Here is a 14,936-nt window from a genome sequence, read left to right on the forward strand (position 1 = left end):
GAGCCCGCGAACCTGCGCCCACAAGCTCGACCAGGCGCCGTGACGCGGCGAAACGATCAAGGGCTGCTCTACGGCGACGTACCGTCAGCGGAAGGGACGACTGTGTTCAGAAGCAGGAATGTGATCAAGGAGGCGGCTGCCGCCTCGACTGTTGACCGCCGCAACCTCCTCAAGGCGGGCATGTTCGCCGGTCTCGGTCTGGCCGCCGCGCCCGCGCTCGCGGCATGCGGCGGTGGCTCCGCGGGGAGTGGACCTGGACTGAAGTGGGCGGGTTGGGACGGGCCGCCCCAGTCGGAAGTGTTCCGTCGGTTCTCCGAGAAGATGACCGAGAAACTGGGCGTGAAGGTCACTTACCAACAGGTCGTGGGTGACTACCTCTCCAAGCTGCTGCCGCAACTGTCGGCCGGCGCCGCTCCCGACGCCTTCTACGTCGGTGACATCTACATGGCCAAGCTGATCGAGACCAAGCAGGTGCTCGACCTCACCGACTACCTGGACAGTGGCAGCGCCGCGGTCAGGCTCGATGACTTCCACGAAGGGCTGTACCGGTGGTGCAGGCCCGCGGACGGCAGCCCCGGGCTGTACGGGCTGCCGGTGGACTGCAGTCCGTTGGTGTTCTGGTTCAACAAGGACCTCTTGGCCGAGGCGGGCGTCAGCACCGACCCGGCCGCCCGGTTCGAGGCGGGCACCTGGACCCAGGGCGCGCTGACCGACCTGCTCGACAAGATCCGCGCCACCAAGAAGAGGGGGCTGGTGCTCAATGGCAGCAACTGGTTCGACTGGTTCGGCTGGATGTCCACCTTCGGCGGGACGCTCTTCGACGAGTCCGGTAAGGCGGTGTTCGACGCCGACCCCAAGTCCCAGGAGGCGCTGGCATGGCTGTTCGAGCAGTTGAAGTCGGGAAACATCACCTACTCCGGCGCCCTCCCGCAGGGACAGGGCCCTGACGTGCTGTTCTACGCCGGCCAGCTGGCCTGCCTCACCTACCCCCGCGTCATCCTGCCGAACATGAAGAAGGTCAAGTTCGGCTTCGATATCACCCCCTTGCCCTCCCTGTCCGGTAAGGACGTCATGCCGGTACCGGTCAACACGGCGGCGCTGTCGGTCAACGCCAAGTCCAAGAACCAGGCCAAGGCGCTGGAGTTCCTCGGCAACTTCCTGAACGCCGAGGGGCAGAGGTTCCGCCTGTCCGGCGGCGGCAACGCGGTGCCGTCGATCAAGGGCCTGGACGACGTCGTCACCGAGGGCAACGTGCCCGCGCACGGCAGCCTGTTCAACGATGTCGCGGCCAAGGGCTACGCCGTCCCCAGCGCGATCGCCAGCAACGCGAAGGTCGCCCGAGAGCTCCCGGTGATGGTGGACAAGATGCTCAAGGCGGGCAACGAGACGCCGCGTTCGTTCAGCGGCAAGGTGGTCAAGCTGATCAACGGGGGCGCCTGATGGCCGTCAGCAGCGCCGGTTCCCGGGCCCGGGCGCGGCTGACGTCCGCGGACCCGGACGTCCACCCGGACCGCCGGAGCCGGCGTCGGCGGGGCCGGGACACGGCCGCGGGATACCTGTTCCTGGCGCCCCAGTTGCTGGGGCTGGTGGTGTTCATGGTCGGCCCGCTGCTGTTCGCCCTGGTGCTGGCGTTCTACCACTGGGACGGGTTCGGCACCCGGTCCTTCGCGGGCCTGTCCAACTTCACGGAGGTCATGTCCTCCCAGCGCATTCAGCGCGCGGCGGTCAACACCGTCTGGTTCACGGTGTTGCAGGTGCCGGGACTGATGCTCACGGGATTGTTCTTCGCCCTGCTGATGCAGCGTGCCGGCAAGCTGACCCCGGTGTACCGGCTGGCGTTCTTCGCCCCGGTGATCACCTCTTCGGTCGCGGTCGCGGCGATCTGGCTGTGGCTCTTCAACCCCGACATCAGCCCGGTCAACAACGCGCTACGCGGGATCGGGCTGCCCGCGCCGAACTGGCTGCAGGACGCCCGGTTCGTCATCCCCGCCTTCGCGATCGTCGGGATCTGGCAGGGCCTGGGCTACCAGCTGATCATGTTCATGGCCGGGCTGCAGAGCATCGACCGCTCGTTCCTGGAGGCCGCCGTGCTGGACGGCTGTTCGGAGTGGCAGAAGCTGCGGCACGTCACCATCCCGCTGCTGTCCCCGACCATCCTGTTCCTCTCCATCACCTCGATCATTGGCTCCTTCCAGGTGTTCGACTACATCTACGTCTTCTTCGACGACAGGGCTCCGGACTCCGCCCGCACCATCGTCTACGAGGTGGTCCGGATCGCCTTCGGTGAGTTCAACTTCGGGGCGGCATCGGCTCTCGCCTTCCTCCTGTTCCTGGCCCTGCTCGTAGTCACCGGCTGCCAGCTCGCAGCCCAGAAGAAGTGGGTGCACTACACAGAATGAGTACTTTCTCCGACACCCTCAGCCGCGCGGTCACGACCGCCAAGGGGGCTTCCGGCTCCGGCCGGCCCGCCCGTCGCAAACTGCTGCTGCACGCGGTCCTCGTCGTCTGCGCCATCGGCATGGCGCTGCCGTTCGCCTGGATGCTGTTCTCCTCGTTCAAACCCTTGAGCGAGATCTTCGTACAGCCGCCCAAGCTCTTGCCTCAGGACTGGACCGAGCAGGGCTACCGCACCGCTCTGGGCGGGGCCGACTTCGTCCGCGGGTTCTGGAACAGCACCTACATCGCCCTGACGGTCACCGCGGTCTCCCTGCTCACCTCGGCGATGGCCGCCTACGCGTTCTCGCGGATCGACTTCTGGGGCCGCCGCCCGCTGTTCATTGTCTTCCTTGCGACCATGATGGTCCCCGGCCAGCTCACGATCATCCCGCTGTACATCATCATGGGCTGGCTGGGCTGGGTGGACACCCATGCCGCGATCATCGTGCCGCCCGCACTGTTCAACGCCTTCGGCGTCTTCCTGCTGCGTCAGTACATCAAAGGCATCCCCGTGGAGTTGGAGGAAGCCGCCCAGATCGACGGCGCCGGGCGGGTGCGCCGGTTCGTGACGATCATCCTGCCGCTGCTGCGCACCCCTCTCACGGCGCTGGGGATCTTCACCTTCCTCGGCCAGTGGAACAACTTCTTCTTCCCGCTGATCTTCCTGAACAGCTCCGAGAAGTTCACGCTGCCGCTGCTGGTCAACCAGTTCAAGGGCCAGTACGTCTCTGACTGGCCCGCTCTGATGGCCGCCACGACATTGCTGGCGGCGCCGATGTTGATCGTGTTCGCGTTCGCGCAACGCCAGATCGTCGAAGGCATCGCCCTGTCCGGCTCCAAGTCCTGAGCCACGCACATTCAGAAGGCCGGCCATCGAACTCCGGGCTACGCCCAGCCACCCAGCGCACCCAGCCCACGCACCCCACAACAAGACCTATCAGAGAAGGGCACGCATGACCCCCCACGGAGACCCCTCCGACCAGGGCAACCCCACCCACGACCCGGCACCCGCGCGGTCCCGGCACGCCCCTCCCGGTCACGACGACCACACCACCACCGCCACAGAAGAATCCCGGCCCGACACCGGGTGGACGCTCAGCACGACCGAAACCGACGATGACTACGCCCCGACCTTCCTCGCCAACGGCTATTTCGGTGGCCGGATCCCCGCGGCGGGGACGGGATACGCGACGGCGCCGATCGAAGCCCAGGCGCACCTGGCCGGGTTCTTCGCCCAGGACGGCCCGATCGAGAAGTACGCGAACATCCCGACTTGGTCCACGCTCGCGTTCTCCGACGAGTCGGGCACCTACGGCTGGCTGCCACAGGCGGCACGGGCAGGTGAACAGGACGACCCGGAGCAGGGAGCGGTCAGCGACTACCGGCAGACACTGGACCTGCGGGCCGGGTTGCTGACCACCCAGGCGACGTGGACCTCACCGGCGGGCCGCCGCACCGATCTCACGTATCAGGTACTGGTCCACCGGGCCCGGCATCGGGTGGCCGCCGTCCAGCTCACCTTCACCCCGCACTGGAGTGGCAGCGCGCGCGTGTCCGGGGTCTTCGACGGGACCAGCGCAAGGCTGACCGAACAGTCGATCAAGGGCTACGACGGTACGGCGGCCGAGTCGTACGAGACGGTGACCACGCTCGGCACGGGTATCACCGCAGCGCTCGCGTCGCGACTGGAACTGCCCACCGGGGTGGCGGCACACGTCGCCGAGTTCGAGACCGACGAGGTCCAGTCGGTTGGTGTGCAGGCGACCTTCGATGTGGAGGCCGGCAGCACGTACACGGTCACCAAGTACGTCGGCGTGGCCAGTTCCCAGGACTGCGAAGACCCGTTGCCGGCTGCTCGCGCCGCCTCGGCGGCCGCGGCGGACACCGGGTACGGTGACCTGCTGACCGAGCACAAGGTGGCGTGGGACGACCTGTGGCGGGCCGACATCGAGGTCCTGGGGGATCCGGTGCTGCAGCTGCAGGTCCGCGCGAGCATGTTCTACCTGCTGCAGAGCACCCGCGCCGGGGTGAATTGGAGCCTGTCCCCGTGCGGCCTGTCCGGCGACGGATACAACGGGCACGTCTTCTGGGACACCGAGACCTGGATGTATCCAGCGCTGCTGGCCCAGCACCCGGACATCGCGGCGGGCATGAACACCTATCGACAGCAGCGTCTGGCCGCGGCCCAGGCGTACGCGGCCCGGACAGGGTTCGGGGGTGCGAGGTTCCCCTGGGAGAGCGCGCTGCACGGAGACGAACAGACCCCACCCGGCTGGGAAATGGGTGACCTCGAGCACCACATCACCGCCGACGTCGCACTCGCCCACTGGCAGTACTACCTCGCCACCGGCGATCGCGACTGGCTCGCCGAGAACGCCTGGCCGGTGCTGAAGGGTGCCGCCGAGTTCTGGGTGAGCTCCGCCGTTCCCCACGACGACGGCGGCTATGACATCAACCAGGTGATGGGCCCGGACGAATACCACTTCCCGGTCGACAACAGCGTGTACACCAACGTCGCGGCCGCGGAGACCCTGCGGATCGCCACCCAGGCGGCGAAGGTCGTGGGCGTGGCCGCGGACCCCGAGTGGGAACGGGTCGCCGACGGCCTGCGGGTCCCGTACGACGAGGATCTGGGCATCCATCCGCAGTACGACGGCTACGACGGCGAAACCATCAAGCAGGCCGACGTGGTGATGCTGCAGTACCCCTGGGAGCACCCCATGCCCGCCGAGGTCGCGCGGAACGATCTCGACCACTACGTGCCGCGCACCGACCCCGACGGGCCGTCCATGACCGACTCCATCCACTCCATCGCCCACGCCGCACTGGGTACGCCCGGCTCCGCAGCCTACGACTTCATGCGGCGCAGCGTGGACCCGTTCATACGCGGACCGTTCAACCAGTTCGCCGAGGGACGTAACGGAGGCGCGTTCACGTTCACCACCGGACAGGGCGGCTTCCTGCAGGTGTTCCTCTACGGCTTCAGCGGGATGCGCTGGCGTGAAGACCGACTCAGGCTCGACCCGACCCTGCCACCTCAGTTGGACGGCCTCACCCTGCGCCGGATGCTGTGGCAGGGACGCGAGTTCGACGTCGAGATCGGCCCGGAGCACACCACGATGACGCTGACCGGAGGTCTCCCGACGCAAGTAGAGGTCGCGGGCGCGACACACCCACTGCGTCAGGGCGCACCGCTGATCCTGCCAACCCGCCGGCCTGACCCGCTGCCCACCAGTGACCTCGCCGGTGCGTCGCGGAGAGCGTGACCGCAAGTTCGCGGTCCCTCTCCGCGTCCATCAGCGCCGCGACAGGCAATCCGGCCACCGCCTGACCATCCACGACGCCGTTGCTGCCCGCCGCAAGCCGGTCATCACCGCCAGTCCTAGTGGCGGCGCATCAGGCCCAGGGCACCAACCAACTGCGACTGGTGGCCCGCGGACGCGAAGGGGGCCCCGCGGATCCCTGAGCGAAGCGGTGCCGCCTGCGACACCTTCGTCCGCAGCCCGAACCCAACCTCCACCGGTACGGCAACGTGGCCAAGGCCATCGCGCTTGCAGGCGTACCCCGCAGGCAACGGCGTCTGATGCACCGTCTCGACAGTTTCCCAGGAGATCGAACTCATGAGTTCACAAGCACAGCGGAACCCGGCAACCGCGGGCCAGGGGGCAGGATCGGAGTCCTCCTGTCGCCCAGAGCACCCCGTGGGCTCAGTGACCACGACCTCACCGCTTTACCGGGACCCTTCGAAACTGATCGAGGAACGCCTCGAGGATCTGCTCGCCCGCATGACGCTGCCGGAAAAGGTCGGACAGATGCTGCAGCTGGACGCCCGGGGCGACCTGGAGGACGTCGTGGCCACGAAGCTGGCCGGGTCGATCCTGCATGCCTCGCCCGAGCGCATGCACGCTGCCGTCGAGCTGGCGGCAGCCACCAGGCTGGGCATCCCGCTGCTCATCGCTGACGACTGCATCCACGGCCACTCGTTCTGGCCGGGTGCCACGATCTTCCCCACGCAGTTGGGGATGGCCTGCACCTGGGACACCGAGCTCGTCGAGCGCATGGCCCGGGCCACCGCGGTGGAAGTCGCCGCGACGGGCATCCACTGGACCTTCTCGCCGGTGCTGTGCATCACCCGCGACCTGCGATGGGGCCGTGTGAGCGAGACCTTCGGGGAGGACCCACTGCTCATCGGGGAGCTGGGCGTCGCGATGGTCCGCGGATACCAGGGAGCGGGACTGGACGACCCGACAGCGATTCTGGCCTGCGCCAAGCACTTCGCGGGCTACTCGGAGACGCAGGGCGGACGCGACGCGAGCGAGGCGGACCTGAGCCGGCGCAAGCTGCGCTCTTGGTTCCTGCCGCCGTTCGAGAGGGTCGCTCGCGAGGGCTGCCGCACGTTCATGCTCGGCTACCAGGCGATGGACGGGGTCCCGATCACGGCGAACAAGTGGCTCCTGAACGACGTCCTCAAGGGCGAGTGGGAGTTCACCGGCACGCTCGTGACCGACTGGGACAACGTGGGCCGGATGGTGTGGGAGCAGAAGGTCTGCGCAGATGCCGTGGAGGCCGCAACGGTCGCGGTGCGGGCCGGAAACGACCTGGTGATGACCACACCGGACTTCTTCGAGGGCGCTCAGGAAGCAGTCGCGCAGGGGCGGCTGCGAGAGGAGGAGGTCGACGAGGCGGTCCGGCGGATCCTGAAACTGAAACTGGAACTGGGCCTGTTCGAGGACCCCCGCGCGCCGGACCAGGCACGCCAGGCCGACGTGATCGGGTGCGCCGAGCACACCGCCCTCAACCTCGAACTCGCCCGAAGGTCACTGGTGCTGCTGCGCAACGACGGCACCTTGCCCTTGGAGGGCGGATTGACGGTAGACGGTCAGGGCCACACCGTGACCCCTGAGGGCCCTCGCACGATTGCCGTGATCGGTCCCAACGGCGACGACCCGCAGGCCATGCTCGGCGACTGGGCCGGCGCTTCCGGTCAGGTGGACTGGATGCCGGACGGGCACCCGCGCGAGACCGTCACGACGGTGCTCGACGGGTTCCGCACAGCCGTTCCCGACGGGTGGACGGTCACCTACGCCCGCGGCGCCGACATCGAGCGCCTGGTGCCCGACCCGCAAGGGCCGGTGTACCCCGACGGACAGCCACGTCCGCCTCTGCTTGCGCCCGCGCCCGTCGACGAGGCTCAGATCGCGGAGGCGGTGAGCCTCGCGCGCGCGGCGGATTACGTCCTCGCCGTCGTCGGAGACACCGTCGCGCTGACCGGTGAAACCTGCTCGACCGCGACCCTGGAGCTGCAGGGCGGACAGGTCGCCCTCCTCGAGGCGCTCGTCGCCACCGCAACACCCGTCGTCGTCGTGCTGATCCACAGCAAGCCCTCGGTACTCCCCGACGCCGCGCTGGCGGCGTCAGCGCTGATCGAGGCGTTCAACCCCGGCATGCGAGGCGGCCAGGCGGTGGCCGAACTCGTCCTCGGTCTCATCGAGCCGTCGGGACGCCTGCCCCTGTCCGTGCCACGCCATGTCGGGCAGCAGCCCGTCTACTACAACCAGGTGCGCGGCCAGCACGGTGACCGTTACGCCGACCTGACCCAGGAACCACTCTTCGTCTTCGGGGAGGGCCTGTCCTACAGCACCATCGAGTACACCGACCTGGCCGTCCTCGATGAAGTCGTGCCCTTGGACGGCGTGGTGCGCGCCGAGGTAACCGTCTTCAACACCGGCGCTCGGCCGGTACTGGAGACCGTGCAGGCCTACATCAGCGACGCGGTCACGAGCGTCACGTGGGCAGAGCGGGAACTCAAGGCCTGGCGGCAGGTCACGGTCCCACCCGGTGACAGCGTGCGGGTCCGGCTGGCGATCCCCGCCGCGGCATGCTCCCTGGTCGACGCCGAAGGCCGCCGGATCGTCGAGCCCGGAGCGTTCGACCTGCTCGTCGGCCACAGCTCACGCGCCGCCGACCTGCTTCGCGCCCGTTTCACCCTCAGCCAGCCATGACATTCCGTCACCCTGCCATGCTTCGACGAGCTGCGGTGCCTCGTCGCTGCGACGGGGGCCGGGGCGTGGCGCCGCACAGGTCGCGGACCCACCCGGTGACAGCGTGCGGGCAAGCGAACGATGGCAGGTGCGTTGCAGGCGTTCACCACCAAATACAGCACCGACCGGGTCACGTTGAACGCTGGCGCCGCACCCAGGAATTCCGGACGTGCACCGGACACAGCTGCTGCGGCCCTATATCCGCCGGGTCGTTGGCACGCGTTGCGCCGTTGACGTCAGCCAAATCGGTATCCTCGCCGCCTACGCGGGTGATGGGGAGATGAAAGATGTTCCCTGTATGCCTGCCGACTGCGCTCACGCCTGGATGTGCGCCGACTGGTTGATCCGGACCTACACGCCAGCGAGGCTGCGGCTGGCGGGCAGGGACACGGCGTTTAGCGCGCCGCGGCCCTGGCTGGGGGGCCTGCCGTGCGCGATGCCTTCAAAGCCGTCCCCCGGCTCGCCCTGGATGCCCCGGACAGCCAGATCGATCACATAGTCCAGATCGCTATGGGGAATGCTGGGGCCGCCATGGAGGCGGTAGTTCATGCGGCCGCTCGGGAAGCCGGATGGAACGACATCCTGGAAGCCGAGCGCCGCGCCACCCGAGACATGGCAGTAGAGGCCGCAAGGCGCGCCCGTCGGGAGATCTTGCAGGCCGCGCCCACTGTGGTGCGGCGGGCCGCCCGCGATGCCAAGCGGGCCGCTCCGCGTTGGGAGCGCGACATGCGAAAGGCCGACGAACGCATGACCCGCCGCAGTGCCGAGGAAGCCGCCCGGCGCACAGTCGGCCCGGCCGTCGGGCCCTACGTCTGGATCCGCGCCAAGGCCGCCGGCTGGGCTGCCGTCCGGGACTCCAGGACAGCTATGAACCAGTACTCGCCGCCTGCCATCCGCGACGCCGCCCGGGCAGCGGCCCAACGCGCCTACCACGACGTCGAACACACCGCCCACTGGCAACCGGCCCTGGCCGCGGCCCAAGTCGCTGCTCAACGAGCCCTCGCCCCAACCATCGCCGAACTCCAGAACTCCGCATGTGACCTGCTCGACCGCTTGACCACAGCCTGAAGCAACCTGCAAAAGCAGCCATGCGCTCGGGCTCGCAATGTGCTGGGCGAGTGGAAAACCTACCGTTTCGGATCAATATGTACCGCCACGCGATGGTCGCCGACAGCTCGACCATGTTGGTCACCACCGGCGTCGGCTACGGCACTGCCCTTGCGTGTGCGGTTTGGTCATGGTCAGGGCACGAGGGTGGAAGTGGACGGGACGCCGACTTGGTGAAGCGGCGTTCCCCGGAGAGGAACGGGGTCGCCAGGTGTTCTGCCCTGGGCGGGTTCGCGCCGGGGACGGAGCAGGTCAGAGCGGCCACGTGGGCGGCTAACGAGCACGCGTCGGCGACGTCTTCGAGGCCCAGCCGGTCGAGTCCTCCGCCGAGGTGTCCGCCGGCGGCGAGGCGGTGCAGCAGGCCAGCGGTGAAGGAGTCTCCGGCGCCGACGGTGTCGACGATGTCGATGGCCGGGGTCGGGACGGTGACGCGGTGGCCATCGAGGGAGGCGAGTGCGCCGCGTCCGCCGAGGGTGATGACGACGAGGCGTGCGCCGGCGCTGTGCCAGGTGTCGCAAGCCTCTTCAAGGCCGGCACCGGGGAGGAGCAGGGCAAGGTCGTCCTCGCTGAGGCTGAGGATGTCGGCGAGGGCGCACCAGCGAGGAAGCCGCTCTCGGTAGGCCGAGGGCGGGACGAGCAGGGGGCGGACGTTGGGGTCGATGGATACGGTGACGTGCTCGCGGGCACTGGCGAGGTGGTCCTCGATGTGCCCGGCACCGGGCTGGCGTACCAGGGCCAGGGATCCGGTGTGTAGGCAGACCGCGTCGTCCTGCTGGGTGGCGGCGAGTTCGGCGGTGGTCCATTGCCAGTCGGCGGCGTTGTCGGCGTAGAAGGTGTAGGTGGCCTGGCCGGTCTCGTCGAGGTCGGCGACGGCGAGCGTGCTGGGCTCGGGGGCGCTTACGCTACCGGTCAGGTCGACGCCGGAGGCGCTGAGGCGGTCTCGGAAGAGGGCGCCGAAGACGTCGTTGGAGAATCGTCCGAGGAAGCGGGTGGGGGTGCCGAGCCGGGCGAGGGCGACGGCGGTGTTGGCGGGACCGCCACCGGGCAGGGCGCGCAGTGCGAGTTCGCTGAGGCTGGACCGGCCAGGGTCGGCGAAGGTGTCGGCGACGCACTCGCCAAGGACGGTGACACTGCTGGGGGAGCCGTGTCGGGGCATGGTGACTCTCTGCCTTTCTGGGGGAGGGCGTGGGCCTGCGGCTCCTGTGCCTGGGTCCGGCTGGTACGCCGATGTCAACGGGTAGGTCGACGACGGTGCCGTCCTCACCTGCTTCGAGGTGAGGACGGCGTTTTGAGGACACGTAGGACAGGCGGCGCGTTACGCGTCCTGCCCTTGGCTCGCCAGCAGCGGTTCCTGACGGATTCCGCCCGGGGTCAGGTTCCATGCCTCGACTGCGAAGTCGCCGGGCATCGAGGGGCTCGCCGCCTACTGGGACTTCGCCGAGGGCCAGGGCACCGCGACCACGGAGCGGATCAGCCAGAGCGCGGATCCCATCAGCTACGTCTTCAACAACGCGGTCTACAAGCCGAACAGCGACCCACTGTGGCGTACCAAGCGGAAGGAGGACGGCGTTCTCTCCGGCGCCCTTCTCTTCGACGGCTACTCCACCTGGGTCACCCGCGCCGCATCACAGACCCAACTCCCCACGGACGGCATGACCGTCGAAGCCTGGGTCGCACCACGCGCCTTCGAATGGGGCGACGAAGGCAAGCCCTCGGCCGTCGTCAACCAGCAGGACAAGGCAGCCCGCCGAGGATTCTCGCTCGGCGTCGGCCGGCACGGCGCGTGGCAGTTCGGGATCGGCACCGGTGACGCCTGGTACGAAACGGCGGTCCCCCAGGCGGCAGCTCTGGCCGCGGGCAAGTGGGCGCACATCGCGGCGGTCTTCGCTCCGAGCGAGGGCACCATCAGCCTCTACCTGAACGGCGAGCAGGTCGCCCGGACAGCCATCCCCACCACGGCCCGTCTGGCCAAGGCCGACGTTCCCCTGCTCATCGGCCGCCACAACCAGCCCGCCATCATCAACGGCACCTTTGCCGTAAACATGTTCAACGGCCAGATCGACGAGGTGAAGGTCCACACGGACGCGCTCACCGCCGAATCCGTGCGCGCCGGCCACGAGCAGGACATGCAGACATTCGCCGGGGGCAGCATCCCCGAAGCCCGTATGGCCATGGACCGCTCACGCTACGACGGCGACCGCTACCGCCCGGGCTACCACTTCTCGGCCCCCAACCACTGGATGAACGAGCCCCACGCCCCCATCCAGGTCAACGGCAAGTACCACCTCTTCTACCAGCACAACTCCCACGGCCCCTACTGGCACAACATCGGCTGGGGGCACGCGGTCAGCGAAGATCTGGTGCACTGGCGAGACCTACCCGTCGCCCTCGCCCCCACCGCGGGGAGTGTGGCACCCGACGGTGTCTGGTCCGGCGACGCGACCCTCGACGAGAACGGCGTCCCCGTCCTGCTGTTCACGGCCGGCAACGATTCCCAGCGCCCCAATCAGGCAACCGGACTCGCACGCCCCGCCGACCCCGGCGACCCGGACCTGGTCGAGTGGAAGATGCACCCGACCCTGGTGACCAGCCAGACCGCCGATCTGGACGTCGGCCCCGGACGCAAGGTCCGCTTCGGAGACTTCCGCGACCAGGACGTGTGGAAGGAAGGAGACACCTGGTTCCAGTTGGTCGGCTCGGGAGTCCAGACCACCTCAGGCCAAAGCGTCGGCGGGACGGCGCTCCTTTACACCTCCAAGAACCTCACCGACTGGACCTACTCGGGGCCTCTCATGGTCGGTGACGTGGCGGCCTACCCCAGAACCGGCCAGGTCTGGGAGCTCCCCGCCTTCCTCCCCATCGGCAAGGACGACCAGGGACGCCAGCGACGGGCGCTGCTCGTCAACCCGTCCTTTCCCGTCGGCCCCGCCGAGTACAGCAGCAAGTACGTCTACTACTGGGTCGGCACCTGGGACGCCCAGGCCCGCCGATGGACACCCGACACTACCGAGCCCAAGCTGCTCGACTACGGAGATCACTTCACCGGGCCCAGCGGCACGGTCGACGACAAGGAGCGCTCACTCGTCTTCAGCATCGCGCAGGACCGGCGCACGGAGCGCGCCCACTATGACGCCGGCTGGGCCCACAACGCCGGACTCCCCGTCCAACTGTCCATGCGACCTGACGGAGACCTGGGAGTCGGCCCGGTCGAGGAGGTCTCCCGGCTCCATGTGGGCGAACCGCTCCTCGACATCAACGAACCGACCTCCGTCGCCGACGCCAACGCGCGCCTGGCAGACATCAAGGGGGACATGCTCCACATCAAGCTGACCCTGGAACGGGGCAGCGCCGACACCTTCGGACTCGATGTGCTGCGCAGCCCCGGGGACGAAGAACGGACCCGTCTGTTCTACGACGCCCCGGCCGGACAACTGGGCGTCGACCGAACACGATCCGGAGACAACTCCAGCGTCGACGCCAACCTGGGCATCCAGAAAGGTCCGCTGACGCTCTCCAACGGAGAGTTGTCACTGGACGTGTTCCTGGACCGCTCGATGATCGAGGCATACGCGAACGCGCACAAGTCCATCACCACCCGCGCCTACCCCTTCCGGCAGGACTCTCTCGGCCTGCGGCTCTTCGGCGACGGCAGCGTCGTCAAGTCCATGACCATCTGGAAGATGGGCAACCCGACAGACTGACTCAGCGCAGTCCCCGCCCGCCAGCACCATCGACCCGGTCGGCACGCCAGCCGTGCCGACCAGGTCGATGAGTTTCTGACTATCCGGTATCGCCCGCCGCTCGGGTCGCCATGTCGCCAACAAGCGGTTCCGGCGGTGTCAGATCCCATGCCCCGACCGTGTACGCGGCGGAGGCCACCCCAGTGGCTCCCATCTGGACGCGCCAAGGGCCGTCGCCGACGGGGTAGACGCGCAGGGTGAGGATGCGGCCGGAGGCGGTGAAGACCTCCGCGACCGAGTGGTCGAGCAGAATCCGCAGGGTCGCGTTGGGCCCCTCGGATGGAAGGCGTCGACCGGTTGACGGCCACACTCATGCATCTGCGGCACGACCTCCCGCACTCTGTCCTCCGGCTGCTGTCCGGGCTCGGGTGTCTGTCAATGCCGGTCGCGAGCGGACGAGGAAACAGGCCATCCTCTCGTCTTGCGGCAGCAACTGGTCACCGGTCCGGACGAAGTCTTCCGAAAGTGATCGGGCGATGCTTTTGTGCCAGTACTGGTGGGAAGGTTGCGCAGCGCCGTCCCGGGCGAGGGTCTGACTCGTGAGATCTTTGACCGAAGTGTCCAGTCACGGGCTTGTCGACTGCCGGTGCGGGATGGTGTCTGCTGTCACCGAGCCACAGGGCGTGTCCCAATAGGGGCCTTGCCGAGTTCAGGCGCCATCACGGTTCAGACCGCCCGAGCGGGCCGGTGCCATCCACCCAGCACGTCACCGCGCGGGAGGCGAACCACCATGACGACCAGACAGCGCAGCATCTCCTCCAGCATGGATCCCCCCCGTTCGGGGCGAGGTCGTCCTGGGCGTGGACACGCACGGCGAGGTTCATGTTGCCGCCGTGCTCTCCCCCCTGGGGAAGGTCTTGGGAACCGAGTCCTTTCCGGCCACGGCGGCCGGCTACCGTCGGCTGCTCGTCTGGGCCGGCAAGCTGGGGGCGGTGCGCCGGGCCGGTGTGGAGGGCACCGGTACCTACGGCGCGGGCCTGTCCCGCTACCTGCTGGCTCAGCACGTCGAGGTGTACGAGGTGAATCGGCCCGACCGCTCGGCCCGCCGTTTGCTCGGGAAGTCGGACCCTTTCGATGCGCAGGCTGCCGCGCGGGCCGTGCTCAGCGGTCGCGCCCGGGCCCGGGCCAAGTCCGGCGATGGTCCGGTGCACAGCGCCCGGATGTTCAAGCTCGCCAAGGACTCCGCGGTCAAGGCCCGCACCCAGGCGATCAACCACGCCCCGCAGTTACTCGAACCGGTGGGCATCGGGCCGGACAGCGCAGTCACTCTCCTGATCACCATGGGGGACAACCCCGAGCGTCTGAGCACCGAGGCGTCCTTTGCTGCCCTTTGCGGAGTAAGCCCCATCGAGTACTCCTCCGGTCGTCGGATCACACGCCGGCTCAACTACGGCGGCGACCGGCAGGCCAACGCCGCCCTGCACCGCATCGTGTTCACCCGGCTGCGACACGACCCGCGCACCCAGGCGTACTACGAACGCCGCACCCAGGAGGGCAAGACCCGACGTGAGATCATCCGATGCCTCAAACGGCATGCCGCCCGCGAGGTCTTCAACCTGGTCAGACCGGTTTCCCACACCCCCGCGTTATAGGGGCTCGTGACAGATGAGAG

11 protein-coding genes are annotated in these 14,936 nt (G+C 68.3%); 8 read left to right on the forward strand and 3 right to left on the reverse strand.

The features are described 5' to 3' along the window. Window positions 1-102: 102 nt before the first annotated feature. The 5 genes from RFN52_RS32675 to RFN52_RS32695 all read left to right on the forward strand — a co-directional run bounded on the left by RFN52_RS32675 (window position 103) and on the right by RFN52_RS32695 (window position 8,438). Entirely contained in the window at window positions 103-1,440 is a 1,338-nt protein-coding gene (locus RFN52_RS32675; RefSeq protein ID WP_311241106.1) for an ABC transporter substrate-binding protein, read from the forward strand. Continuing rightward, on the forward strand, window positions 1,440-2,399 hold the full coding sequence (locus RFN52_RS32680; RefSeq protein ID WP_184851671.1) for a carbohydrate ABC transporter permease: 960 nt from the start codon (window positions 1,440-1,442) through the stop codon (window positions 2,397-2,399). Before RFN52_RS32675 ends, RFN52_RS32680 begins: the two co-directional genes overlap by 1 nt. Further along, a complete protein-coding gene (locus tag RFN52_RS32685; protein ID WP_184851673.1) occupies window positions 2,396-3,283 on the forward strand; it encodes a carbohydrate ABC transporter permease in 888 nt (295 codons plus the stop codon). Before RFN52_RS32680 ends, RFN52_RS32685 begins: the two co-directional genes overlap by 4 nt. Before the next feature lie 106 nt (window positions 3,284-3,389). After that, window positions 3,390-5,702 carry a glycosyl hydrolase family 65 domain-containing protein gene (locus RFN52_RS32690; RefSeq protein ID WP_184851675.1) on the forward strand — a complete coding sequence of 771 codons (2,313 nt, stop codon included), beginning with the start codon at window positions 3,390-3,392 and terminating at the stop codon, window positions 5,700-5,702. A gap of 444 nt (window positions 5,703-6,146) precedes the next feature. Continuing rightward, window positions 6,147-8,438 carry an exo-beta-d-1,3/1,6-glucosidase gene (locus tag RFN52_RS32695; protein ID WP_445082013.1) on the forward strand — a complete coding sequence of 764 codons (2,292 nt, stop codon included), beginning with the start codon at window positions 6,147-6,149 and terminating at the stop codon, window positions 8,436-8,438. Window positions 8,439-8,828: 390 nt separating this feature from the next. Here the strand turns inward: RFN52_RS32695 and RFN52_RS32700 are convergent, their stop codons facing one another. After that, window positions 8,829-9,026: a hypothetical protein gene (locus RFN52_RS32700; RefSeq protein ID WP_184851679.1), complete on the reverse strand. Its 198-nt coding sequence runs from the start codon at window positions 9,024-9,026 to the stop codon at window positions 8,829-8,831. Between the two features lie 177 nt (window positions 9,027-9,203). Between RFN52_RS32700 and RFN52_RS32705 the strand changes: the two genes are divergently transcribed. Then, entirely contained in the window at window positions 9,204-9,545 is a 342-nt protein-coding gene (locus tag RFN52_RS32705) for a hypothetical protein (RefSeq protein ID WP_184851681.1), read from the forward strand. 136 nt (window positions 9,546-9,681) lie between these two features. Here RFN52_RS32705 and RFN52_RS32710 read toward each other — a convergent pair whose 3' ends face one another. Further along, the gene (locus tag RFN52_RS32710) at window positions 9,682-10,740 is read right to left on the reverse strand and encodes a carbohydrate kinase family protein (RefSeq protein WP_184851683.1); all 1,059 of its coding nucleotides are present in this window, start codon (window positions 10,738-10,740) and stop codon (window positions 9,682-9,684) included. Window positions 10,741-11,122: 382 nt separating this feature from the next. On the opposite strand from RFN52_RS32710, the gene RFN52_RS32715 reads away from it, so the two are divergent. Then, a complete protein-coding gene (locus RFN52_RS32715) occupies window positions 11,123-13,285 on the forward strand; it encodes a GH32 C-terminal domain-containing protein (protein WP_311241249.1) in 2,163 nt (720 codons plus the stop codon). A 79-nt stretch (window positions 13,286-13,364) separates the two neighbouring features. Here the strand turns inward: RFN52_RS32715 and RFN52_RS32720 are convergent, their stop codons facing one another. After that, window positions 13,365-13,634, reverse strand: coding sequence for a GH32 C-terminal domain-containing protein (locus tag RFN52_RS32720; protein WP_311241108.1), 270 nt, complete (start codon window positions 13,632-13,634; stop codon window positions 13,365-13,367). Window positions 13,635-14,091: 457 nt separating this feature from the next. On the opposite strand from RFN52_RS32720, the gene RFN52_RS32725 reads away from it, so the two are divergent. Continuing rightward, complete coding sequence (locus RFN52_RS32725; protein WP_184854114.1) at window positions 14,092-14,916, forward strand: transposase; 825 nt, start codon at window positions 14,092-14,094, stop codon at window positions 14,914-14,916. The last annotated feature ends 20 nt before the right edge of the window (window positions 14,917-14,936 follow it).

Origin of the sequence: Streptomyces collinus, from assembly GCF_031348265.1 — a bacterium.
Lineage (GTDB): Bacteria > Actinomycetota > Actinomycetes > Streptomycetales > Streptomycetaceae > Streptomyces > Streptomyces collinus.

Bases quoted from the DNA above. Each gene is read 5' to 3' on its own strand.
- RFN52_RS32680 (WP_184851671.1), top strand. From the start codon at position 1,440: ATGGCCGTCAGCAGCGCCGGTTCCCGGGCCCGGGCGCGGCTGACGTCC.
- RFN52_RS32685 (WP_184851673.1), top strand. From the start codon at position 2,396: ATGAGTACTTTCTCCGACACCCTCAGCCGCGCGGTCACGACCGCCAAG.
- RFN52_RS32690 (WP_184851675.1), top strand. From the start codon at position 3,390: ATGACCCCCCACGGAGACCCCTCCGACCAGGGCAACCCCACCCACGAC.
- RFN52_RS32700 (WP_184851679.1), bottom strand. From the start codon at position 9,026: ATGAACTACCGCCTCCATGGCGGCCCCAGCATTCCCCATAGCGATCTG.
- RFN52_RS32705 (WP_184851681.1), top strand. From the start codon at position 9,204: ATGCGAAAGGCCGACGAACGCATGACCCGCCGCAGTGCCGAGGAAGCC.
- RFN52_RS32710 (WP_184851683.1), bottom strand. From the start codon at position 10,740: ATGCCCCGACACGGCTCCCCCAGCAGTGTCACCGTCCTTGGCGAGTGC.